Annotated in this window: 24 protein-coding genes; 17 read left to right on the top strand and 7 right to left on the bottom strand. The window is 41.5% G+C overall.

What is annotated here, in order from left to right; translation table 11 throughout:
• Positions 1-56: 56 nt before the first annotated feature.
• The 7 genes from TOL9009_RS0131105 to TOL9009_RS0131075 all read left to right on the top strand — a co-directional run bounded on the left by TOL9009_RS0131105 (position 57) and on the right by TOL9009_RS0131075 (position 7,962).
• Positions 57-599: a dihydrofolate reductase family protein gene (locus TOL9009_RS0131105; RefSeq protein WP_029637324.1), complete on the top strand. Its 543-nt coding sequence runs from the start codon at positions 57-59 to the stop codon at positions 597-599.
• Positions 596-922, top strand: coding sequence for a DUF6464 family protein (locus tag TOL9009_RS0131100; protein WP_260675999.1), 327 nt, complete (start codon positions 596-598; stop codon positions 920-922). The genes TOL9009_RS0131105 and TOL9009_RS0131100 overlap by 4 nt, the downstream gene beginning before the upstream one ends.
• An 85-nt stretch (positions 923-1,007) precedes the next feature.
• Complete coding sequence (locus TOL9009_RS0131095; RefSeq protein WP_029637322.1) at positions 1,008-2,321, top strand: SWIM zinc finger family protein; 1,314 nt, start codon at positions 1,008-1,010, stop codon at positions 2,319-2,321.
• Between the two features lie 5 nt (positions 2,322-2,326).
• Positions 2,327-3,862, top strand: coding sequence for a DUF5691 domain-containing protein (locus TOL9009_RS0131090; RefSeq protein ID WP_029637321.1), 1,536 nt, complete (start codon positions 2,327-2,329; stop codon positions 3,860-3,862).
• 148 nt (positions 3,863-4,010) lie between these two features.
• Positions 4,011-5,159, top strand: coding sequence for an ATP-binding protein (locus TOL9009_RS0131085; protein WP_084763413.1), 1,149 nt, complete (start codon positions 4,011-4,013; stop codon positions 5,157-5,159).
• A 190-nt stretch (positions 5,160-5,349) separates the two neighbouring features.
• Positions 5,350-5,568, top strand: coding sequence for a hypothetical protein (locus TOL9009_RS0131080; protein WP_029637319.1), 219 nt, complete (start codon positions 5,350-5,352; stop codon positions 5,566-5,568).
• Between the two features lie 30 nt (positions 5,569-5,598).
• Positions 5,599-7,962, top strand: coding sequence for a DUF5682 family protein (locus tag TOL9009_RS0131075; protein ID WP_029637318.1), 2,364 nt, complete (start codon positions 5,599-5,601; stop codon positions 7,960-7,962).
• Between the two features lie 107 nt (positions 7,963-8,069).
• Here the strand turns inward: TOL9009_RS0131075 and TOL9009_RS0131070 are convergent, their stop codons facing one another.
• Entirely contained in the window at positions 8,070-9,137 is a 1,068-nt protein-coding gene (locus TOL9009_RS0131070) for an L-histidine N(alpha)-methyltransferase (RefSeq protein ID WP_029637317.1), read from the bottom strand.
• A 73-nt stretch (positions 9,138-9,210) separates the two neighbouring features.
• A complete protein-coding gene (locus TOL9009_RS49810; RefSeq protein ID WP_260675998.1) occupies positions 9,211-9,342 on the bottom strand; it encodes a hypothetical protein in 132 nt (43 codons plus the stop codon).
• Between the two features lie 136 nt (positions 9,343-9,478).
• Between TOL9009_RS49810 and TOL9009_RS0131060 the strand changes: the two genes are divergently transcribed.
• Together TOL9009_RS0131060 and TOL9009_RS41085 are read left to right on the top strand one after the other, a co-directional pair.
• Positions 9,479-9,850: a hypothetical protein gene (locus TOL9009_RS0131060; RefSeq protein WP_029637316.1), complete on the top strand. Its 372-nt coding sequence runs from the start codon at positions 9,479-9,481 to the stop codon at positions 9,848-9,850.
• A 133-nt stretch (positions 9,851-9,983) separates the two neighbouring features.
• Complete coding sequence (locus tag TOL9009_RS41085; protein ID WP_051503159.1) at positions 9,984-11,045, top strand: catalase family protein; 1,062 nt, start codon at positions 9,984-9,986, stop codon at positions 11,043-11,045.
• 156 nt (positions 11,046-11,201) lie between these two features.
• On the opposite strand, the gene TOL9009_RS48010 is transcribed toward TOL9009_RS41085, so the two are convergent.
• The 3 genes from TOL9009_RS48010 to TOL9009_RS0131040 form a co-directional block, all read right to left on the bottom strand.
• A complete protein-coding gene (locus TOL9009_RS48010; RefSeq protein WP_186227787.1) occupies positions 11,202-11,351 on the bottom strand; it encodes a hypothetical protein in 150 nt (49 codons plus the stop codon).
• A 445-nt stretch (positions 11,352-11,796) separates the two neighbouring features.
• Positions 11,797-11,988, bottom strand: a complete 192-nt coding sequence (gene rpsU, locus TOL9009_RS0131045; protein WP_029637314.1) for a 30S ribosomal protein S21 — start codon at positions 11,986-11,988, stop codon at positions 11,797-11,799.
• A 203-nt stretch (positions 11,989-12,191) separates the two neighbouring features.
• A complete protein-coding gene (locus TOL9009_RS0131040; protein WP_029637313.1) occupies positions 12,192-12,497 on the bottom strand; it encodes an RNA recognition motif domain-containing protein in 306 nt (101 codons plus the stop codon).
• Between the two features lie 691 nt (positions 12,498-13,188).
• Here TOL9009_RS0131040 and TOL9009_RS0131035 point away from each other — a divergent pair.
• The 7 genes from TOL9009_RS0131035 to TOL9009_RS0131005 all read left to right on the top strand — a co-directional run bounded on the left by TOL9009_RS0131035 (position 13,189) and on the right by TOL9009_RS0131005 (position 18,221).
• Positions 13,189-13,644 (top strand): NADAR family protein, encoded by a 456-nt coding sequence (locus TOL9009_RS0131035; RefSeq protein ID WP_029637312.1) that lies wholly within the window; start codon positions 13,189-13,191, stop codon positions 13,642-13,644.
• Between the two features lie 209 nt (positions 13,645-13,853).
• Positions 13,854-14,135 (top strand): hypothetical protein, encoded by a 282-nt coding sequence (locus TOL9009_RS0131030; RefSeq protein WP_029637311.1) that lies wholly within the window; start codon positions 13,854-13,856, stop codon positions 14,133-14,135.
• Between the two features lie 3 nt (positions 14,136-14,138).
• Positions 14,139-15,284: a VWA domain-containing protein gene (locus TOL9009_RS0131025; protein WP_029637310.1), complete on the top strand. Its 1,146-nt coding sequence runs from the start codon at positions 14,139-14,141 to the stop codon at positions 15,282-15,284.
• Between the two features lie 56 nt (positions 15,285-15,340).
• Positions 15,341-16,294 carry a tetratricopeptide repeat protein gene (locus tag TOL9009_RS41080; protein ID WP_144238422.1) on the top strand — a complete coding sequence of 318 codons (954 nt, stop codon included), beginning with the start codon at positions 15,341-15,343 and terminating at the stop codon, positions 16,292-16,294.
• An 8-nt stretch (positions 16,295-16,302) separates the two neighbouring features.
• Positions 16,303-16,722, top strand: a complete 420-nt coding sequence (locus tag TOL9009_RS0131015; protein WP_029637309.1) for an aspartyl protease family protein — start codon at positions 16,303-16,305, stop codon at positions 16,720-16,722.
• 302 nt (positions 16,723-17,024) lie between these two features.
• Positions 17,025-17,618 (top strand): Uma2 family endonuclease, encoded by a 594-nt coding sequence (locus tag TOL9009_RS0131010; protein ID WP_029637308.1) that lies wholly within the window; start codon positions 17,025-17,027, stop codon positions 17,616-17,618.
• 219 nt (positions 17,619-17,837) lie between these two features.
• Entirely contained in the window at positions 17,838-18,221 is a 384-nt protein-coding gene (locus TOL9009_RS0131005) for a hypothetical protein (RefSeq protein ID WP_038298109.1), read from the top strand.
• A 78-nt stretch (positions 18,222-18,299) separates the two neighbouring features.
• Here TOL9009_RS0131005 and eno read toward each other — a convergent pair whose 3' ends face one another.
• On the bottom strand, positions 18,300-19,586 hold the full coding sequence (eno, locus tag TOL9009_RS0131000) for a phosphopyruvate hydratase (RefSeq protein ID WP_029637306.1): 1,287 nt from the start codon (positions 19,584-19,586) through the stop codon (positions 18,300-18,302).
• 128 nt (positions 19,587-19,714) lie between these two features.
• Between eno and TOL9009_RS46425 the strand changes: the two genes are divergently transcribed.
• Positions 19,715-19,912 carry a hypothetical protein gene (locus tag TOL9009_RS46425; RefSeq protein WP_144238421.1) on the top strand — a complete coding sequence of 66 codons (198 nt, stop codon included), beginning with the start codon at positions 19,715-19,717 and terminating at the stop codon, positions 19,910-19,912.
• A 232-nt stretch (positions 19,913-20,144) separates the two neighbouring features.
• On the opposite strand, the gene TOL9009_RS41075 is transcribed toward TOL9009_RS46425, so the two are convergent.
• Positions 20,145-22,019, bottom strand: coding sequence for a WD40 repeat domain-containing protein (locus TOL9009_RS41075; RefSeq protein WP_051503158.1), 1,875 nt, complete (start codon positions 22,017-22,019; stop codon positions 20,145-20,147).
• Positions 22,020-22,101: the final 82 nt, after the last annotated feature.

The raw sequence follows: 22,101 nt of genomic DNA, 5'->3' as shown, positions 1-22,101 counted from the left end.
GCGTTAGCACCTTATGATTTAACAAACAGGCTTTTAGAAGTTTGCAACACTTCTGTATGCGAAAAATACGATTGTTTATTGCTTCTAGTCTTGACAGCTATATCGCGCGAACATCAGGAGAGGTAGATTGGCTATTCACCGATTCTGACTACGGTTACGCTGAGTTTTTTGCCGAAATTGACACGGTACTCATGGGTAATAAGACGTATCAGCAAATCTTGGGTTTTGGAGAATACCCGTACAAAGGTAAAAAAGGTTTTGTTTTCTCACAAATTCTGCAAGGCGAAAAAGATAACAATGTAGAATTTGTGGGTGGTGATTTGAAAAGCTTCATCAACAGGTTGCGTCAATCAAGCGGTGGTGATATCTGGTTAGTTGGGGGAGCGCAAATAATTCATTATTTCCTAAAATACGATTTACTGGATGAATTGATTCTCTCAATTCACCCAATTATTTTAGGGGATGGTATTCCTCTGATTGTGCGCGATCGCATAGAAACAACACTCTCGTTGAAAGATGTTAAAACCTATGACTCTGGATTGTTGCAAGTGTTTTACGATTTAACTCACATAACCCACAAACAACTAAAGACAAGGTGAACGCTTTCTTGATTATTGCCGTTGGTTTGTTACCCTCACTGTTCTCTTTGTGGATGATCCGTAAAAGCCATCTGCGGAGAGAAATGCAAATGAGACAAGCTGCTATGAGTTTTCCCAGAAGGCAACTAGGGCAAAATTCTCGACTTGGTTCAAGCGATCGCTATTATCTCGAAGGAGTCGGCTATCTCATCGGTGACATCAGTTGTCGATATAATGCTAAATCTGGCTATGTACGCTGTGCTGTTAATCCCTCAGGACCTTGTGAAGGTTGCCGTTATTATGAACCAAGAGAATTCATCGACGATAACGAAAAAAAGGTTTAATGGGGAATGGGGAATGGTCAAGGGTCAAGGGACTTTGGACTTTTGACTTTACGCAGTTATCATAGCGCACTCAGCAACAATACTCATGTCTCCAATCTGGACTCAGGAACAAATTCTAGCGCTAGCAACGGATACTAGTTCCGCTAAAAATGCTCAAGCTTTAGCGGTGCGTTCTAAATGGTTATCGTTGGGTTACAACCAACAAGCTATTTGGGGTGAATGTCAAGGTAGCGGTAGCAATCCTTACCAAACACAGATTAATCTTAGAGAACTTGCTTTTAAATGTAACTGTCCCAGTCAAAAAACCCCATGTAAACACGCAATCGGTTTATTTTTGCTTTTTGCCGATGAAAAAGATGCTTTTACAGAAAAAACTTTGCCACAAGAAACGAGCCTTGATACACCCAAATATAAATCAGACAATAAAACTGAATCTACAAAGAAAGTAGTTGATACAGTTGCCCAAGCAAAGCGTGCTCAGATGCGCTACAACAAAGTCACTGCGGGAATGCAGGATTTAGAACTTTGGTTGCGAGATTTGGTACGTCAGGGATTAGCTGTAGCCCAAGGACAACCTTACAGCTTTTGGGATACCGCAGGAGCGCGGCTTGTTGATGCTCAAGCGCCGGGGGTTGCTCGGATGCTGCGGGAAATTGGAAGTATACCACATTCTGGTATCGGCTGGGAAGAAAGGCTGTTGACACAGTTGGGACGTGTTTATTTGTTAATTTCCGGTTTCAAACGTTTGGAAACTTTCCCAGCCGAAATGCAAGCAGACATCCGTACCCAAATTGGCTGGACGCAGCAAAGCGAAGAATTATTAACTTCTTCAGGTATGCGCGATCGCTGGTTAATTTTAGGTCAACGTGTCACTGAAGAAGACAAGTTGCGATCGCAGTTTAATTGGTTATGGGGCGAACAAAGTCAACAACCTGCCCTAATTCTTAACTTTGCTTATGGCAGTCAACCATTAGATAATAGCTTGATTCCAGGAACTAGTATAGATGCAGAGTTAGTATTTTTCGAGAGTGCTTATCCGTTGCGATCGCTAGTTAAAATTCATCATGACGCAGCACAATCGGTGGAGAAAATGCCAGGTTTTAGTAGTATACAACACATGATGCAAGCTTACGCTAAAGCCTTGGCACGCAATCCTTGGATCGAGCAGTTTCCTGTAGCGCTACAAGCTGTAATGCCTGTGTTTAATGATGATGGGAACTTTTGTGGTGTGCGTGATGCCGATGGATATATGCTATCTACAAGTGGCTTAAGTTCTCAACAAACATGGCAATTATTAGCACTCAGCGGTGGTCATGCGGTTGGAATATTTGGGGAATGGAATGGCGATCGCTTTTTACCTCTGAGTGTATATGCAGAAAATGTGTTTTTTACACTTTAAAAATTATGAAGCAGTTATGGCAAGAGGTTGTAAAAATAGCGTTAATTGGAACTGAACGGCAAGCGTTAAAAGCGATATCATCTGATAATAAATTGGGTGAAATTTTAAGTTGTTTGGATAACAGTGATAAGGAAGGAAGTTTACTGAGTGCGGCTGGTGCTTTTGCTCTTTATCAACGTGCTGGTAAAATATCTTTCGAGCAGCCACCAAAACAAAACAGAAGTGAAGAAGAATTACTTGATTGCAGTCTTGTTTCTCGGCAACATCTAGGTTTGATATTAAATAAGAATGCCCAACTTCTGCCAGAATGGTTAACAGTCGCAGCTGCCGCGAAAAGAAGAGTTCCTTCACAATACTTGCCTCACCTGTTGACCTTAGGGCAAAAGCAAAGTAATTTACGAGCTTTCATTTTACCAGTTTTGGGCAAGCGGGGATATTGGCTAGCAAAACATAACCCAGACTGGAATTATGTCAACAGTGAAATTACTGATAAAACTTGGCAAACTGGTAGTAAAGAAGTAAGGCGATCGCTACTGCAAAGACTCCGCGAACAAGATGCAGATATTGCACGAGAACAACTACAAAAAGCTTGGAAAAAAGAAAGTGGGGAAGAGAGAGCGAGTTTATTAGCAGCTTTAGAAATCAATTTAAGCATGAAGGATGAGCCGTTTTTAGAAGCTGCATTAGATGACAAACGCAAGCATGTCCGAGATGTTGCCGCGAAGTTGCTTTCATTGCTGCCGAAATCGAGATTGTGTCAGCGGATGATCGAGCGAGTTCACCCCTTGATTATATTTAACCATAACTCTGTGCAAGTGACTTTGCCTTCTGTGTGCGATGCAGAAGCCGCCGCCAAGGGCGATCGCCAAATGATTCGCGACGGGATCGATCAATCTCGCTATAGCTCTGTATTGGGGGAGAAAGCTAGTTTATTGTTGCAAATGCTTTGTTGCGTACCGCCTAATTTTTGGTGTGACAATTGGGGCAGAACGCCGCAGCAATTATTGCAAGTTGTGGATGGTAATGAGTGGGAAAAGATGCTATTGGAAGCTTGGGCAACAGCAGCTTTGAAAAGTCAAGATTCAGTGTTTGCGGAAGTTTTACTACCAAATGCAAGTAAGTTTTATCACAGTTATTTGGGCAATGGTGAGGAGTTGGTTGTTGGGTTGTTGAAGCTTTTAGGGCAGAATAGGGCGGATGTTTTGATTTTGCAGATATTGTTACAGAATCAAAGTAAATTGCTTTCGGTGAGTCATCCGGCGTATATATTGTTGAAGCATTATCAAATGCCTTGGAGTGAAAAAGTTAGTCAGCTTGTGTTATTAAGTATACGAAAATATATTGAAGCTGATAAGCAGTGCCAATGGGGAATGCGATCGCTCTTTCAAAGTTTCGCTCTTTATATGGAACCTTCTGTAATGGAAGCTGCTGGTGAGTTGTTGGCTGTTGTGGAGGAGGGTTCGTTTTGGCAAGATTTTGTGAATGATTTTTTGGCTAGGTTGTTGTTTAGGTTTGAAATGATACAGGAGTTAGGACAATAGGGTTCGGATAAGGTAAGTTGAATGAAAATCATAAATCACAAAGAGGCGATAAATCGCCGTCTTTACAATAATAAGTTCTTTGTAGAGACGGCGATTTATCGCGTCTGTTACGTTAACAGCAAAAGTATTGGGAGTTAAGAGGTGAGTGATGAGTGAAAGGAAAAAAACGAACCGCAGAGGCACAGAGGGCACAGAGAAGGAAATGGAGGTAAGGAAAGAGACGAGTGTTTTAAGGGAACATGCGGAGGAGGAGTTTGCTCTTGAGTTGGAGGAGTTGGGGAAGGTGGATAATAAACAACGTCCGCCGAATTGGAGGTTGTCGCCTTGGGGGGTGGTAACGTATATTTTGGGCGGGAGGTTGGATAATGGGTTTGAGGTTTCGCCGAAGTATATTGGCGATCGGCGGATAATTGAGGTTGCGACGGCTACTTTGACGACGGATAGAGCGTTGTTGTTGCTTGGGGTACCGGGAACGGCAAAATCTTGGGTTTCTGAACATTTGGCAGCAGCCATTTCTGGTGATTCTACGCTGTTAATTCAGGGTACGGCTGGAACGAGTGAGGAAGCGATTCGCTACGGTTGGAATTATGCGAAGTTGTTGGCTGATGGTCCTTCGATGGCAGCGTTGGTTCAAAGTCCGTTGATGCGGGCAATGGAAGATGGTAAAATTGCCCGTGTGGAGGAGTTGACGCGCATTCCCGCAGATGTGCAGGATACATTAATTACTGTGCTTTCCGAGAAAACACTGCCTGTGCCGGAACTTAATTCTGAGGTGCAAGCGCGGAAGGGATTTAGTGTGATTGCGACTGCAAATGACCGCGATAAGGGCGTAAATGAGCTTTCTAGCGCTTTGAAACGCCGTTTTAATACGGTAGTTTTGCCTTTACCAAAAACTGTAGATGAAGAAGTGGAAATTGTGCAGCGACGGGTGGAAAGTCTGGGAAAAGCTTTAGAATTGCCAGCCGAACCCCCAGCATTAGAAGAAATTCGCCGCATCGTCACTATATTTAGGGAATTGCGTAGTGGTGTTACTGAAGATGGTAAAACCAAGATTAAATCGCCTAGCAGCACTTTGAGTACAGCGGAAGTTATTTCTGTTGTTAATAATGGTATGGCACTATCAGCGCATTTTGGCGATGGAAATTTACAAGCAGCAGATATTGCTTCTGGATTGATTGGAGCGGTGATTAAAGACCCAGTGCAGGATAAAGTAATTTGGCGCGAGTATTTGGAAACGGTGGTGAAAGAAAGGGATGGGTGGAAGGATTTATATCGCGCTTGTCGGGAGGTGAGTTGAAGAGTTATATCATGTCCGTTTAATTAACAGCAATAAAAACATCGCAACCGTCGTAGAGACGTTCCGGCGGAACGTCTTTACATTGTAAATAATTTTATGAGCATCATATTATACCAATTCACCGTAATGAGGCGCTGAATAATTAGGAGTTAGCTGTTAAAGAAATTTCTGAAAAAATTAGGGTATCAAAATGAAAGTTAAAGGAATCAAACGCGGTCAAACAATAGAACTATTAGAGCAAATTAATAGTATACCTGATGGAGCGGAAATTATAGTTGATTTGGAAGTTTCTGTGATTAATGAAACCAAGCAAAGTCTTACCGATGAAGAGAGACTAATAAAACTAAATCAGTTGTTCGGTGTTTGGAAAGAACAGCCGGAGTTGATAGAAATCTTTGCCAAATATTGACCGAGTTCGTAATTTTAAACCCTCCTCACCATGACACACCACATCTTCGGCATACGACATCACGGTCCCGGTTCAGCACGCAGCCTGCGTCAAGCCTTAGAAACCCTTCAACCAGATACAATCCTCATCGAAGGACCACCCGACGCCGAATCAATATTACCATTGCTCGCATCACCCGCAATGCAGCCACCAGTCGCATTACTAATATATGTACCAGATAAACCCCAAGACTGCGTTTATTATCCCTTCGCTATCTTCTCACCCGAATGGCAAGCACTGCATTACGCTTTAACTAATAACATCCCCGTCCGCTTTATGGACTTACCCTTGACGCACCGGATGGTGATAGGGGACAAGGGGACAAGGGGACAAGGGGACAAGGAGGACAAGGGGGACAAGGAGGAATTTTCTCCCTCATCTCCCTTATCCCCCACTTCCCCCACTCCTCCACTCCCCCCCTCCCTCGCTGAAGATCCGCTATCGTGGCTATCCAAAGCCGCAGGTTACAGCAACGGCGATCGCTGGTGGGAAGATATGATAGAACAACGTCATAACAGCGTTGATTTGTTCGCCGCTATCCTCGAAGCAATGACCGCTATGCGTGAGGATACACCGCCATCAACAGACCCTATAGAAGCACAGCGCGAAGCATATATGCGGAAAACTATCCGCGAAGCTGCAAAAAGTGGCTTTCAAAGAATTGCAGTTGTCTGTGGCGCTTGGCACGCTCCAGCACTTTCCGATATATCAACTGTTAAAGAAGATACGGCAATTCTCAAAGGATTACCCAAAATAAAGGTTGAGGCGACTTGGATACCTTGGACTTACGGGCGTTTATCTTATAACAGTGGCTACGGTGCTGGTATAGAATCGCCCGGTTGGTATCATCATCTGTGGAAATGGGGAGGGGGGGGACAAGGGGGACAGGGGGGACAAGGAGGACAAGGAGGCAATTTTTCTTTATCTCCCTTGTCTCCCCCCTCCTCCACTCCCCCCTCCCAAGTCACGATTCGCTGGCTGACGCAGGTTGCACATTTGTTACGCGAACAAGGTTTAGATGCTTCCTCGGCACATGTAATTGAAGCAGTGCGGTTGGCGGAATCTTTGGCGGCTTTGAGAAATCGCCCTCTCCCAGGTCTGCCAGAATTAAATGAAGCTACCCAAGCTGTGCTTTGTTTTGGCAGCGATTTACCCATGCGTCTGATTCACGATCAACTCATTGTTGGCGATCGCTTGGGCAAAGTCCCCCCAGAAACGCCGATGGTGCCGTTGCAGCAAGATTTAATGCGGCAACAAAAACGTCTGCGAATCAACGCAGAACTAATGGAAAAGACGCTAGATTTAGATTTAAGAAATAATAATGATTTAGAGCGATCGCACTTATTACATCGTCTCAATCTTTTAGAAATTCCTTGGGGACAACTTCAACAAACAAGTAATAAAAAGGGTACTTTTCACGAATTCTGGCGTTTGCAGTGGCATCCAGAATTTGCTGTTAGCTTAATTGAAGCTGGTATTTGGGGCAATACTGTTAAAGATGCTGCTACGAATATTGCTTGTAACAAAGCAGATGCAGCAAATGATTTGCCAACACTGACAAATTTTTTAAATCAAGTAATATTATCTGATTTAACTGATGCCGTTAGTTATCTCATGTCGCGGTTGGAAAATGCTGCGGCTTTAGTTAGTGATGTCACACATTTAATGGCAGCATTACCACCATTAGCAAATGTACTGCGTTACGGTAACGTCCGGTTATCAGATACCAAGATGATAACTCATGTAGTTGATAAGTTAGTAACGCGAATTTGTATTTCTCTACCTGGTGCTTGCGTTTCATTGGATGACGAAGCAGCGGCAGCAATGTACGATAATGTGATGAAAGTGAATAGTGCGATCGCTTTACTGCAAAACCAAGAACACATTACATCTTGGCAACAAGTATTATCGCAAATTTCCGACAACGAAAGACTACATAAACTAATCGGTGGTTGCTGTTGTCGTCTATTGCTAGATGCTGGTATTTTTGACGCGACTGAAGCAGCGCGACGCATGAAATTAGCGCTTTCCCTTGCCACTGAACCACCCCAAGCAGCTGCCTGGGTAGAAGGATTTCTCAAAGGTAGTGGTTTATTGCTTTTACATGATGATATTCTTTGGCAAGTTTTAGACAATTGGGTAACTCAATTATCTGGTGAATTGTTTACCGCTTTGCTACCATTATTACGACGCATGTTTAGCAATTTTCCCGCACCAGAAAGGCGACAAATCGGTGAAAAAGTCAAACAAGGACTCAACCCAAAAGCTACATTAACTTCTACAAATATTCGCGAATTTGATGAGGATAACGCTGCTGTTATCTTGCCTATTATTGGTCAATTGCTAGGACTGTAAGAAAGGAATATAGCCTTTCCTAAGCAACCCTCGTAGAGACGTTCCGGTGGAACGTCTCTACATTTATTTTTGAATATGTATATGATTCAAATGAGAACCGCTATAGCCTAAGTTTGGAAGCCTGAGGTTTCACAAATCACCATCATATGTGATAAATATTTGTCAATACTATAATGGACAACTTGTAGTCCAGCTTTTTCTACTTGTTGCATAAGTTCAGGTATTTCATACTTATGATGTCTCCAAATAGTAATTTCTTCACCTTCCAAAATTTCAATATTCTTATCTATTTCCCCATAACTTAAATTTATAGTGTAATTATGGCGAAATTTAATATTAGCAACTAGACTATCTGTTTCTAAATCATACTTTCTTATAAGTTGACAATCTTCAGATTTAATTCCCATTTTATTTTTAATCCATTTATATACTTCTTCTGCATGATACTTGCAACCACCTCTCACTTTTCCATCCCAATTAGAGTTAGAACCAGTTTCGTTAGTGAACACCAGTAAATCATTCTTACCCATGCTGTCTCTAAAATTTTTGAGGACTTTAGTTATATTTTGATGATTGCCCATTGTCACACCCAAATGTAAAATTATTTTTGGTGTATCGTCCGTTTTTGGGTGAGCTTGATTTGTTAACCAAATTTTGGGTAGACAACTATTTTCTATGTCAATTGGATGACTTATAAACTCGATTAGTGGAAACCAATTCTGAAAATTTTGCTGGGATAACTTAAGTAATTGTTCACTAATATCTAAGGCGATATATTTATTAATTTTACCTAGTTTGCTAAGTCTACCGACAAATTCTTTAACTGGATATGAATTTCCTGAGCCGACATCTATAATATTGACTTTTTCACACTTTTGATAATTGCCATTAATATATTCAAAATTCTTTTTTAAAAGGTCAATTTCTAAACTTGATGTCCGATACCATTTAGGAATAATATATTTTCGATAAAAATCATTCCATATTTTTGCACCTCTACCTTTATAAGAATACTTTAGAGGTATTTCTCGTCTGACTTCTAATGCATGAATTATCCCCTCAATTTCTTCTTCGGAAAAAATAGAATAAAACTCAGAACTTGGCTTTGCTGTGCGACTAGTAAAAGTTGGAATATGTGAAGGAAATTGTGAATTGCTATGGACATTTTTAGCCATTGTTCTTGTTTTTTACCTTTCTCAGATATTTAACGGTTATAAAACAAATAGATTAGATCAATGCTTGGCTTTGTTAGGTATTTTCCCATACTTCTATCCCAAAACTAGAAGTTTCTACCAGATGCTTTCCTTGTTTCTTGCCCAAAAATAGCGCGATCGCACGCTTTTTGTGCAGATGGGAATTGTTGTAAAGCCGCAAAAGCATCCATATATTACCAAAAATTCAGCCCTTCTCATCAAGCTCTGAAGATTTTTGTGATTTGGATGTGCTTTTTTCGGAATCGGGTAAATCAATGTGTATCCATCAAATAGCTACTAAATTAATCTACAGGAAATTTAAGATGCTGAACTACAAAAAATATGCTGCATTACTTGCTTTGTTGCCAGTTGTGACTCTCTGGACTCAAGCAGCTAATGCTGAAACTTTAAAGACCAAAAATTTCAACATCACAATTACAAGAAACTGTCCAGAAGGATATGTAACTTGCAACAATGTTACATATTATGGAAAGGATTTGAGGACAGGCAAATCGATTCGTCTGACTGGCAAAACAATCCACACAACTGGTGCGGATGGTGTCACCCCAAGTCGGTTCCTCGGCTATCAATTCCGCAATGGAGAGTATCTCTATCGGGTGACAACAGACAACACTTTGCAAGTTTATCAAGGCAAGAAACTGATACTTCAAGAAAAAGGAGCTTTGACAAATTAAAAATTATAGTTTAATTTGATTACGCTTAATATCAGTATTACAATGTAAAGACGTTCCGGCGGAACGTCTCTACCGTAGGTAGGTTTTTATTACTGTTAGTTAAACGGACATGGTATGATTCCAAAACAAATGTATGGAAAGAAAATCAGGCAAATTAGAACTTGACAAAGAATATCCATCCCCAGATGAAGCATCAGCTATCCAGACGATTGAACAGATGATTATCCAGAAGATTGAGCATAGCTACGAAGCAGGAGAAAGACCAAGCCGACGCGATGCTCACGCCAAACATCATGGTTGTGTTAAGGGCGAATTTATAATTGAAAATAACCTCTCTGAGGAGATGAAATTTGGCATTTTTCAAGAGCCAGGAAAGAAGTTTACTGCTTGCATACGTTTCTCTAATGGCTCAGGAAAACCTCAGGCTGATTCTAAAGGTGATGGTCGGGGGATGGCAATTAAACTTCTGGGTGTGTCAAAAGGAAAGCTGTTGACAGATGAAAAAAACACTCAAGACTTTGTGATGATTAATCATCCAGTCTTTTTTATTCGGAATCTTCAAGACTATATCGATTTTTTTCAGATCCAAGCAGAGGGTAAGAGTCCATTAAAGTTTTTCTTTCCTGGCTTCAATCCTTTAAAATGGCACTTGCAAGAGTTTGCGATCGCCACGTCAATTCAGCGAAAAAAAATTGTTAGCCCGCTGGAAATTCAATATTGGAGTATGACACCCTATAAACTTGGTAATAGGGCAATTAAGTTCTCTGTAAAACCCAGTGCTGATAATATTTCTGGAAGAAGCGTTTCTAGTTCAGAGAATTATCTCAAAGAAGCAATGGTTGAATATTTAAACAGCAAAGAAGCTTGTTTTGATTTTTTGGTTCAATTCCAGACAGATGCTGATAAAATGCCAATAGAAGATTCAACAATTGAGTGGAAATCTCCTTTTTTAAAGGTGGCTACTATCAAGATTCCGCCTCAAAGTTTTGATTCCTCTGAACAGATGGAATTTTGCGAAAATTTGTCCTATAGTCCTTGGCATTCTCTACCAGAACATCAGCCATTGGGGGCAGTAAACCGCTGTCGCAAGCCAATTTATAACTCAATTTCTCAAGCTAGACATCAATTGAATGCGGTTTGTAGACTTGAACCCACTGAGTCAGAATTTTCTGCCCTTTTTGGTGATTTGAATTGAGTACCGGAGGATTAAGGTTACAGAGTTGACGGACAAACCCACATACACCTGACGTTTCTAAGCTTAATATACTATGTGTCGGAGGTGGGCGATCGCCCACCTCCGACACCTTATGCTCCACAATTATCATGAGGAAAGCTCAATTTTTCAATTCAATTATTTACCAAAACCGTCATATCTATTTGGATCTTTTTTATCCTTTTTGTCCTTAGAATCTTTTTTGGGTTTTTTAACTTCTTTATTACTTTTTTTTTCCTTTGACATTAGCGTTCTCACTTTTAGGTTAATGGATGAATCTTCTGCCACATGTACTCGATATATCTGCCAGGTTTCAGGTTTAGTAGGTACATGCGTAAAACCCAAAACCCGCTCTGAGACGTTCCACTCCTTACGTCTCTAGGTGTATTTAATAACAACGCAATCTGCTATATGTGCCAGTTAAACTTATATTGTGACGCTTGCGTAAGTCTTATAACGGCAGTTTATTCGCAGGTATCAGCAAATTTAAAGAGGGAATTAGAATGAAGATGCTCTCAATGAGTCGTGCTTTACGCGATCGGCTTCTTCACGCTTGTACATCCCGAAGCGGTTACTTTCTTTACTTGTATAGGAAGTGACAATGCTGATAAAGCACTGGTGAGCAAGATGAGGGAGTTTATCAAGGGTAAAACTGTCAAACGCTCTTCGCTCTTGGCTGTTATCGCACTCTGTACCCCTATGCGTGAAAGTAACCGCTTGTGAGGAGTTATCCTTAATTACTACGAAAACGTCTTTTACTTTGTTTGTGTCTAGCAACTGCTTTACGCTTATGTTTTTGCAGAGGTGTTTCAAAGTGGCGATGCTTTTTCATGTCTGGAAAAATCCCAGCCTTAGAAACTTCTCGTTTAAATCGACGTAAGGCTGACTCAATTCCTTCATTTTCACCGGGAATTATTTGGGTCATTGTATCTCCAATTAAATTGATGTTTTGGGGGTGGTGAGCAAAAAAGGGCAGACAAGGAGTCTACCCTTAAGACCAACGAGTTAAACTCCTGCTCTTAGGTGATTTCCAGAATAAAATTACCACACAATATTATTCCATCGTAGGGGAGAACGGCTGTTTACTCTCCTAATCGGTAAGATTATTTTAAGAAATCACCTGAAAGCTTAGTATCGGCGAGAGTATCCACCACCACTACCACCACCTCGTCTCTCAGAGGAACCTCTGTCTTCACGGGGTTTAGCTTTATTAACTTTTAAGCTACGACCCATCCAATCAGCGCCATCAAGGGCTTCAATTGCCGCTGTTTCTTCGTCGTCTTTTGCCATTTCTACAAAGGCAAAGCCTCTTGGGCGACCTGTTTCGCGATCGCTAGGTAGCTGAACGCGATTTACTGTGCCGTATTCACCAAAAGCGCGCTTTAGGTCGTCTTCTGTAACTTCATAAGATAGATTGCCGACATAAATGGACATAAAACATCTCCAAGAAATCTTAAGTGTAGAGATTTAGATTCAGGAGAGACTTTATTAAAAGGAGTCATATCACCGAAAATAATACTCAATTAAACACCATCATAACACACAAAAGGTGCTTCTTAGTTGCTTGAACGCGCATTATTTTCGGTAACTTTCAAAGCGAATGGAAAGTTTTTCCTTGTTCGGTGTGCGGTTGGGCAATAGGACGCGGTTTGCGATCGCACTTGGGCAGTGGGCGGCTACCCTATCCTACCAAAGAATTTGTTAATATAGCAATCCGATTTAATTCCTGAATCACTCGTAGAGGTAAGGGATTGGGGACTGGGGACTAGGAATAAGGTGTACTGAGTTTTGTTCAAAAATCAAATATGAGTCCTATAACTTAAGTTAAGATTTTCAGGCTTTGGGCGATCGCCGAACTTCAAGCACCAATACATTCGACTTTGGGGTCTTTAGTTGACTTAGGCACTTACCAGTAAATAAATCTCACTTTCGTCACACCTAGATCCGCACAAGCCGTGCGAATAATTTCAAAACACGGAGTCGTGATTTATTTTTATGGTTCTCCCTTAGAGCAACAGAAAATGCCCGGTTAGGGACATTTGGCAGTTATCTCGCAGAAAACGCTGGTCAGGTATAAAATAAAAAGCACTCCTACAACAAATTTATTACTTCATCATAATTTGTTATGAAAATTTACTTTTACCACACTCGTGAAGAATACGGTTGTTTCTCAAACTTTTCGGCACACGGCTTTGAATTAGATGGGTTATATTGGTCTACCAGCGAACACTACTTTCAAGCGCAAAAATTTCCCGGAACATCTGACGCTGAACAAATTCGCTTGGTGAAAATACCGAAAGAAGCAGCGAAAATGGGACGCGAAAGAACTCGTCCCCTACGCCCAGATTGGGAACATGTTAAAGATGATATTATGCGGAAAGCAGTGTTACGAAAATTTGAAACTCATGGGGATATCCGAGAAATTTTACTTTCCACAAAAGATGCAGAAATAGTTGAAAATTCCCCTATTGATTATTACTGGGGTTGTGGTGCTAATGGCAGTGGTAAAAATAAGTTGGGAATAATTTTAATGGAAGTGCGAGAAATATTGCGTCATAGTTATGGCACAAACGATCTATAGAGCTAAAGTCAATAATAATATTTTTTTCCAAGTCCAAACTTTAATTCATATTTAAAAATAGAGGTTTTGTACTGTCTGGGCAATGCAGGGAGGGCAAAAGGTTAAAGGAAAAAAAGGGAAAGGGAGATGGAGTCATTTAAAATATTTCTTCCTTTCCCCTTTCCCCTTATTCAGTAAGTAAGATTGTATTTCTCTATAGAGCGAAAGCTATGAAATACTGTAAATGGTTTTGGGATGAATCCCTTGGTGGTGCTTTTGATGAGTGGGGTACAAGTACTTACTTTATGGAAATTAATGATAATTCACGCGTCATCAGACAAATAGAAGTTTACGAAAATGGAAACGTTTTATTTTATGACGCTACTCACTTCAAAGATGATTATGGCATGTTAAGTGATAAACGTATGGAAAAAGAAGATATACAAGAATTTGAAATTACAAAAGACGAATTTGAATTAATGTGGAATACAAAAAGACCAATCAATAGATAAAGTATGACTCAAAATGAAGACGAACGTTTACGCCGTTGGCGACTATTATTAGGAAGTCAAGAAGCTGATGGTACAGGGTGTAGATTAAGCGGTGCTGATTTGGCAATGGATAACGCCTTGAGTGCATTGTACGATAGCCAACGCTCTGGTGGTTTAGGCTCTTCATCCCCAAAAGTTGCTCGTTGGCTTTCTGACATCCGCACCTATTTCCCTTCATCGGTAGTTAAGGTGATGCAACTCGACGCGCTAGAGCGTCTCAATTTGCGTCAAATGTTGTTAGAACCAGAAATGCTGGAAGCTGTTGAGCCAGATGTACATTTAGTGGCGAATTTGCTTTCTTTAAGCAATATTATGCCCAGCATTACTAAAGATACAGCACGTATGGTTGTGCGTCGCGTCGTCGAGGAATTGCAACGCAAACTCGCTAACCCGATGCGTCAAGCTGTGATGGGAAGCTTGAACCGTAGCATCCGCAATCGTCGTCCCCGACATAATGAGATTGATTGGAATCGTACCATCCGCGCCAATCTCAAGCATTATCAACCTAAATATCGTACCATTATTCCAGAAGTTCGCATCGGTTATGGACGTAAGCGAAGTAATTTACGCAACATTATACTTTGCATTGACCAAAGTGGCTCGATGGCAACTTCTGTTGTTTATGCAGGTATTTTTGGTTCTGTATTGGCATCTTTATCGGCAGTGCAGACGCGCATAGTTGCCTTTGATACTGAAGTTGTAGATTTGACTGATGAAGCGCAAGACCCAGTAGATTTACTATTTGGCATTCAATTGGGTGGTGGGACTGATATTAATAGAGCCTTGGCATATTGTCAAGGTTTTCTGCAACAGCCCCAAGATACAATTGTAGTTTTAATAAGTGATTTGTATGAAGGTGGCGATAAGAAAGAATTGCTCAAGCGAGTTGCAGCTATGGTGAATGGTGGGGTGCAATTTATCGCTTTGCTAGCGTTGAATGACGATGGCGCTCCGATGTACGATCGCCATATCGCTTTATCATTAACAGAATTTGGGATTGCCGCGTTTGCTTGCACTCCTGATAAATTTCCTGATTTAATGGCAGCTGCCATCGCTCGCCAAGATATCAGACAATGGGCGGCTAGAAATGATATAGTAACGACACGGTAAAATGCAAGAAAATGCAGCACAATTAGCCATAACTTTGATAAAACTTATAACGTTAAATGCTACTTCCAGAAAATAGTGACGACCACTCATCCAAAGCTTATAGGCTACTGCGAGAAGGAATTGAACAACAACAAGCAGGAAATTTAACTGCTGCAATGAAGTCCTTACAAGAATCCTTAGCACTATCTCAAGCTTTTGGAGACTTAGAAAAACAGGCGCAGGCGCTTTGTTATTTAGCGCTAGCAGATTATACTTCAGGAGATTACAAAAGCGCAATTTCTTACTCTGGGCAGTGTGTATCTTTAACTAAAGGTTCTTCTGATTTGCTGCGGATCAGAGTGCAAGCGTTTTCTCATTTAGGTAATTCTTATCGTCACCTCAACGACCATGAAAAGGCTATTGAGTTTTTGCAAGAGTGTTTGAAAATAGCGCAACAGTTGGAAGATAAGCGAACTCAAGTAGCGGCACTAAATAACCTAGGATTAGTCTATAAAGCTTTGGGCGAAATAGCAAAGGCGATTGAGTATCAGCAGCAAAGCCTAGAATTTGTTCGGGAACTTCAAGATCGCTGGGGTGAGGAACATGTATTAAAAAATATTGGCAATGCTTGGTATGGTTTGAGGGATTATCCGAAAGCGATCGCCTACTATCAACAGTGTCTCACAATATCGCGTTCTCTCAACAACCACCGCAATGCCTCTCAGGTGCTGAAAAACCTTGGTAATGCTTATTATGCGATCGGCGATTATGCGTCATCAATTAAATATTATGAAGAACGCTTGCATATAGCCAGAGAACTTAATGATAAACGTAGCGAAGAACAGTCTCTCGGCACTTTAGGAGTCGCTTGTGAAGCTTTGGGCGATTATACCAAAGCGATTACATATTACAAAAAACGGTTAAATTTAGCTCGGTTACTTAAAGACCCTCAAAGCGAACAACTAGCTATTACCAGTTTAAAAAAAGCAATGGAATATGAGCAGTCATCTAAGCCACATTCCACAGGTTAGTCAGCTTCATGAGAATTATCACTACAACAATTACTGTAAGTAATTTAGTCGATGAAATATTAGCAGAACGGGGTTTTACTCCGAGGGAACAAATTCGCTCTATTACTCTAGATAATGTTTTAGTTGATACAGGTGCAACCCGTCTTTGTCTACCAGCAAATATTATTGCTCAGTTAGGCTTACCCCTTGCCGGAGAAATAGATGTTAAAACCGCAGCGGGTATCTGTAAAACACGTCTTTTTAAGCGCGTAAGTCTAACATTAGAAGGAAGAAAAGGTGAATTCACCTGTACTGAATTACCCGGTGGAGAAGATATACTTTTGGGTGTAATTCCACTTGAAGAACTAGGATTGCAACTTGATGTAATTAATCAGCGATTAGTCTTGCTACCTGACACTGGTAAAGATACTTACCATTCAATTTTATGATTATTAAATATAGCGGTTATTATTTATAATATGTGTGCAAATACGGTTTATCTGCTTGTCAATTAAAACCGACATTCCGCACTTCAAATAAAACAATCGGTGGAGCGGGCTTCTTCTTACCCGCTTTTTCATCTTTGCTCAATACCAAAAAATCAAGCAAATTCTTCAAATCTTCAACGTAATTGGGAATTTCAATTGGCGATCGCGACTTTCCTGCGCCAGGTAAGTCAGGTAATAGACTCTTTTGTGTGATGATCGATGGAAAATAGAGTAGTACTTTAGTTTTTTAAGGAAGTACCGATATGAGTATCCCACTTATAGAACAACCTACACAAGAAAACCTGGTAACTCTTCCTGATGTTTCTTGGGAGCAATTCAAAGGTATTGAAGCACAGCTAAAGGATAACCGTAATGTCCGACTGTCTTATTTATCAGGAATTTTAGAAATTATGTCGCCAATTGGAGATAAACATGAAAAAGTGAAAAGCACCTTTGGCTTGTTAATAGAAGCTTATATGAGAGTAAAAGACATCCGATTTTACAAACGCGGCGGTTTTACTTTAGAAGAACCGGGCTATGCTTCTGGCACACCTGATGAGTCTTATTGCATCGGCACTGATAAAGAAACTCCAGACATTGTTATTGAAATTATTATCACCAGTGGAACTATCAACAGAAAAGAATTATACAAGCCTAAAAAAGTGCCTGAAGTTTGGTTTTGGAAAAAGAATGAAATTAAAATATTTCGTCTTACTGAACAAGGAGAATATGAAGAAGTAAACCGGAGTGGATTTTTCCCAGATTTAGACCCAAATTTGTTATTGCAATATATTGCAATGCCTGACCAGTACGATGCTGTTCAAGAGTTTGAGCGCGTTATCCGACATACAAACTAACGCCTAACTTTCAGAACTTCTTTAAGTTTATAGCGTTTCCTAAGCAACTGAGGTACACCGATTATCTCTGTGTTAGGACATTCGTAAATCACGCACCGTCCTGATGTCTCAGTGGTATTGGCTTAAGGTAAGCCAACGAGCGAATTGCTATCAGTATAAATACTATAATTTATTATCAGTATAAATTAGGTTGTATAAAACTCTTAGATACAAATAAGCTTGAATGAAATAGTTTTTTATTGTTTAAAAATGAAATTTTTTAAGAACATAATTGAAATATTTGCCGGAATATTAGCTGGTTATCACATTGGGAAGTATGCAAGTTACTTCTTTTATTTTATTGCTTTCTTTCCACAGGTTATCTATAACTTTGATGGTGGAGGAGGTAGCCCAGCACCTATTTATCTATTCTTTCTTTCATTTCCTATTGGGTTTATTGTTGCAATAATAATCTTATCAATCAACTTAGTGTTATTAGCATTTTTACCAAAAATAGGTGTTATTTCCTCAACAATTTCTCTAATTATGGGATGTTATCTGTGTGTAGCAATTGTGTTAAATATTTTGTCTGGCAACACTATACACTTGCCCCTACTATTTTAGAACCATAGCAATTTCTACTTTATTAAAAAAACAAAAGGCAAAAGTTAATATCTTTCTTTTGCCTTTTAGCTTTTACCTTTACTTTGGTCCCATCCCTACAGTACCGGCATAAACAGCGCGATCGCCTAATTCATCTTCAATTCGCAACAAGCGGTTATATTTGGCTACACGTTCGCTGCGACACAAAGAACCTGTTTTGATTTGACCGGCACGAGTTGCCACAGCTAAATCGGCAATCGTCGTATCTTCAGTTTCACCGGAACGATGGCTGATAACTGAGCGGAAACCGTTACGAGTCGCTAAATCAATGGTTTCCAAAGTTTCTGTCAGCGAACCAATTTGATTAAGTTTAATCAAAATGGCGTTAGCGGATTTTTGCTCAATGCCTTTCTGTAAGCGTATGGCATTAGTTACAAATAAATCATCACCCACCAATTGAGTACGGGAACCGATTTTCTCAGTCAGTAACTGCCAATTTTGCCAATCTTCCTCATGCAAGCCATCTTCAATCGATACAATCGGATATTGATCGACCAATTGTCCTAAATAATCAATAAACTCAACCGGGGAATGAGGTTTACCGTCATAGACATATTGTCCTTCTTTGTAAAACTCACTTGCTGCCACATCCAAAGCCAAAGCTACTTCTTCACCTGGTTTGTAACCAGCTTTGTCAATTGCTGCCACCAACAATTCTAAAGCTACTTGATTCGACTCTAGGTTAGGGGCAAAACCACCTTCATCCCCCACACCGGTGAGGAGACCTTTATCATCCAATACCTTGCTGAGGGTAGCAAATACCTCCGCACCCCAGCGCAAAGCTTCCCGGAAAGAAGACGCACCAATGGGGACAATCATAAATTCTTGAAAATCCACATTATTTGAAGCGTGCGCTCCACCGTTAATCACATTCATCAACGGTACTGGCAACAAATTTGCCAAAGGTCCACCCAAATAGCGATATAGGGGAAGTCCTAGAGAATCGGCACCAGCTTTAGCGGCGGCTAGGGAAACTGCTAAAATCGCATTTGCGCCCAAATTGGATTTATTAGCCGAACCATCTAAAGCAATCATCGTGCGATCGATGAGTTCTTGGTTCAGGGCATCCATGTTGATTAACTTCGGGGCAAGTATCTCTTTGACGTTCTGCACCGCCTTCAGCACCCCTTTGCCGCCGTAACGACCTTTTTCGCCATCCCGCAGTTCGTGCGCCTCAAAAGTCCCTGTGGACGCGCCACTAGGAACCTGTGCCAGTCCGACAGCACCATTGACCAAATGCACTTCGGCTTCAATTGTCGGTCTGCCGCGAGAATCGAGAATTTCACGAGCAGCGATCGCCTCAATAGCAGTATCTATGTTAATCATCTTTTCTTCGTCCTCTAGATGAAAGCGTTTTTGCCGCTGAAACAAACAGCCTATTGGTTCCGACGATCTAGCATAGGCGTTTCCGGGACTTTATACGCTCAGATTTAACAACATTTCTAGACATTTGCTTGGCGACGAATAATCGACGGTTTGTACCCCTCAGGCTGGAAGCCTGGGGCTATACGAACAAAGCCTGCCTACGCAGGCTAAAAGCTTTCATTACAAACATACAAGCGATCGCCACCAATGTTAAAGCTGTGGTGACAAATGCTTTAACTTTCGTTACAAATAACAAGCTGTGGTTACTAACCTTAAAGCGATCGTGACCAACACTTCAACTTTCGTTACAAACAACAAGTAATTATCGCAAATGCTTAAACTTTCGTTACAAATTTTTAAGGTGTGGTTAGGATATGAAGGGCGATCGCTATACCAATCCTATTTTATTTGTGAGAATTGCAACCGGCAGATCCCCGACTTCTTTAAGAAGTCGGGGATCTTGTTTCTGCGGGTTTGATTCAGGATCGCTACAAATGTTAAAGCTTTCGCTACCACCATTCAACTCTTACACAAGTCCTTTTTAATCTGCCGTGCTTCTTCATCATGCGGATTAGACTTGAGATAATTGCCAATAAACCCGCACCCCTTCTTAACTAAATAATCAAAATCTAACCTCCACAGTCTCACAGTGTTGTCAACACTGCCTGAAGCCAGCAGCATCTTGCCATCGGGGCTGAACCTGATGCCAAGAACCTCTCCTGTATGCCCAGTGAGGGTTCTAATTAGTTTGGCGGTGGAGGTATCCCACAGTTTGACCGCATTGTCAGAACTTGCAGAAGCCAGCATTTTGCCATTAGGGCTGAAGCTAACGCTAATAACCGTTCCTGTATGCCCAGTGAGGGTTTTGATTTCTTTGTAGGTGGAGGTACCCCACAGTTTCACCGTCTTGTCAGCACTTCCAGAAGCCAGTATTTTACCATCCAGGCTGAAGCTGACGCCCTTAACCCATCCTCTATGCCCAGTGAGGGTTTTAATTAGTTTATCGGTGGAGGTATTCCACAGTTTCACCGTCGTGTCACCACTACCTGAAGCCAGCATCTTGCCATTCGGGCTAAAGCTGACGCCAGTAACCCAGTCTTTATGCCCAGCGAGGGTTTTAATTTCTTTGTAGGTGGAGGTATCCCACAGTTTCACCGTTTTGTCGCGACTTGCAGAAGCCAGTATCTTGCCATCGGGGCTGAAGTTGACGTCAGTAACCCAGTCTTTATGCCCAGCGAGGGTTTTAATTTCTTTGTAGGTGGAGGTATCCCACAGTTTCACCGTTTTGTCGCGACTTGCAGAAGCCAGTATCTTGCCATCGGGGCTGAAGCTGACGCCATTAACCTCGTCTTTATGCCCAGTTAGGGTTTTAATTTCTTTATCGGTAGTGGTATCCCAGAGTTTCAGCGTGTTGTCAGCACTTCCAGAAGCCAGCATCTTACCATCGGGGCTGAAGCTGACGCCATAAACCCAGCTTTTATGCCCTCGCAAGATGTTTAATGGGTTCACGCTGTTAACTGTACGCATTAATGCCAGTTTTACCTGCGTTCGGGTATTTGCGTCTACCCAAGGTGTACGCCCCATTTGCACAACAGCTTTTAAACTGGTTTTTAAGGCTTCTTGCGGCTCTGATTCCAAAAGCATATCTGAAGTATTAGCAAGAGAATTAATTTCACGTATCCCAGCATTCCACCAGCCGACACCGGCTAAACCTGCTAAACCCAAGGATACTACAGAGAAGCTACCTAGCCCGATAAATATTAGTCGCCGTGTGCGATCGCGTTCCTGCTTATCCCTATCCCGTTGTTGTCCGCTAACTTGAATAAAATCTTGCTCCTCCTGCGTCATTTCCGCAGCATGTTTGTGCAACCAATCGGATGCCACAGTCAACTGCACACCACGCAACAAAGCCCCAGAGTCATGGTTGTCATTTTTCCACTCTCGTAATGCCACCTTTAAGCGCTCTTGCCAAGTGCGAAACTGACGGCTAGCATTCATCCACTCTCGCAAAGTTCCCCATTCCCGAATCAGCGCTTCATGCACCACCTCTACCGTATCTTCCGCGAAAGAAACCTCACCCCCATCCCCTCTCCTTAACAAGGAGAGGGGTGCTGGATTGGGCAAGGTGAGGTCTTCCCGGCGTCCTGTCACAACCAACCGCGCTTGATACCCCGCTAAATAACTCACCAAGCCCCAATTATCTCCCCCAACCTCCCCACGAGTCGCGATGCGTCGAGTATCCTCCGTTCCCTCCCCAGGACGCACTAATTGCACAAAAATTCGCTCTGCCTGTTTTTGCTGTGTTTCATTAAGTTGTTGATAAACGAGTTCTGCATGATTAGCGATCGCCTTCTTAACTCCGCCAATTTCATCGTATGCATGGTGAGTTAACACCCGGTTTTCTTGCTTTTCCCCACAGTCGAGTTAAAGCAAATTCCAACAAAGGCAAATTACCCGGTTCTTGTCCCACATCATC

The sequence above is a fragment of the [Scytonema hofmanni] UTEX 2349 genome (assembly GCF_000582685.1).
In the GTDB taxonomy this organism is placed as follows: Bacteria; Cyanobacteriota; Cyanobacteriia; order Cyanobacteriales; family Nostocaceae; genus Hassallia; species Hassallia hofmanni.
The sequence above is the reverse complement of the archived record's forward strand: the minus strand, read 5'-3'. Positions and strand labels throughout refer to the sequence as shown.

Excerpts from the sequence above, each read along its gene's own strand:
- TOL9009_RS0131105 (WP_029637324.1), top strand. The coding sequence starts at position 57 with ATGCGAAAAATACGATTGTTTATTGCTTCTAGTCTTGACAGCTATATC.
- TOL9009_RS0131040 (WP_029637313.1), bottom strand. The coding sequence starts at position 12,497 with ATGTCCATTTATGTCGGCAATCTATCTTATGAAGTTACAGAAGACGAC.
- TOL9009_RS0131035 (WP_029637312.1), top strand. The coding sequence starts at position 13,189 with ATGAAAATTTACTTTTACCACACTCGTGAAGAATACGGTTGTTTCTCA.
- TOL9009_RS41085 (WP_051503159.1), top strand. The coding sequence starts at position 9,984 with ATGGAAAGAAAATCAGGCAAATTAGAACTTGACAAAGAATATCCATCC.
- eno (WP_029637306.1), bottom strand. The coding sequence starts at position 19,586 with ATGATTAACATAGATACTGCTATTGAGGCGATCGCTGCTCGTGAAATT.
- TOL9009_RS0131085 (WP_084763413.1), top strand. The coding sequence starts at position 4,011 with ATGAGTGAAAGGAAAAAAACGAACCGCAGAGGCACAGAGGGCACAGAG.
- TOL9009_RS0131060 (WP_029637316.1), top strand. The coding sequence starts at position 9,479 with ATGCTGAACTACAAAAAATATGCTGCATTACTTGCTTTGTTGCCAGTT.
- TOL9009_RS0131030 (WP_029637311.1), top strand. The coding sequence starts at position 13,854 with ATGAAATACTGTAAATGGTTTTGGGATGAATCCCTTGGTGGTGCTTTT.
- TOL9009_RS0131070 (WP_029637317.1), bottom strand. The coding sequence starts at position 9,137 with ATGGCTAAAAATGTCCATAGCAATTCACAATTTCCTTCACATATTCCA.
- TOL9009_RS0131095 (WP_029637322.1), top strand. The coding sequence starts at position 1,008 with ATGTCTCCAATCTGGACTCAGGAACAAATTCTAGCGCTAGCAACGGAT.
- rpsU (WP_029637314.1), bottom strand. The coding sequence starts at position 11,988 with ATGACCCAAATAATTCCCGGTGAAAATGAAGGAATTGAGTCAGCCTTA.
- TOL9009_RS0131080 (WP_029637319.1), top strand. The coding sequence starts at position 5,350 with ATGAAAGTTAAAGGAATCAAACGCGGTCAAACAATAGAACTATTAGAG.
- TOL9009_RS0131075 (WP_029637318.1), top strand. The coding sequence starts at position 5,599 with ATGACACACCACATCTTCGGCATACGACATCACGGTCCCGGTTCAGCA.
- TOL9009_RS0131025 (WP_029637310.1), top strand. The coding sequence starts at position 14,139 with ATGACTCAAAATGAAGACGAACGTTTACGCCGTTGGCGACTATTATTA.
- TOL9009_RS0131015 (WP_029637309.1), top strand. The coding sequence starts at position 16,303 with ATGAGAATTATCACTACAACAATTACTGTAAGTAATTTAGTCGATGAA.
- TOL9009_RS0131010 (WP_029637308.1), top strand. The coding sequence starts at position 17,025 with ATGAGTATCCCACTTATAGAACAACCTACACAAGAAAACCTGGTAACT.
- TOL9009_RS41080 (WP_144238422.1), top strand. The coding sequence starts at position 15,341 with ATGCTACTTCCAGAAAATAGTGACGACCACTCATCCAAAGCTTATAGG.
- TOL9009_RS0131090 (WP_029637321.1), top strand. The coding sequence starts at position 2,327 with ATGAAGCAGTTATGGCAAGAGGTTGTAAAAATAGCGTTAATTGGAACT.
- TOL9009_RS49810 (WP_260675998.1), bottom strand. The coding sequence starts at position 9,342 with ATGCTTTTGCGGCTTTACAACAATTCCCATCTGCACAAAAAGCGTGCG.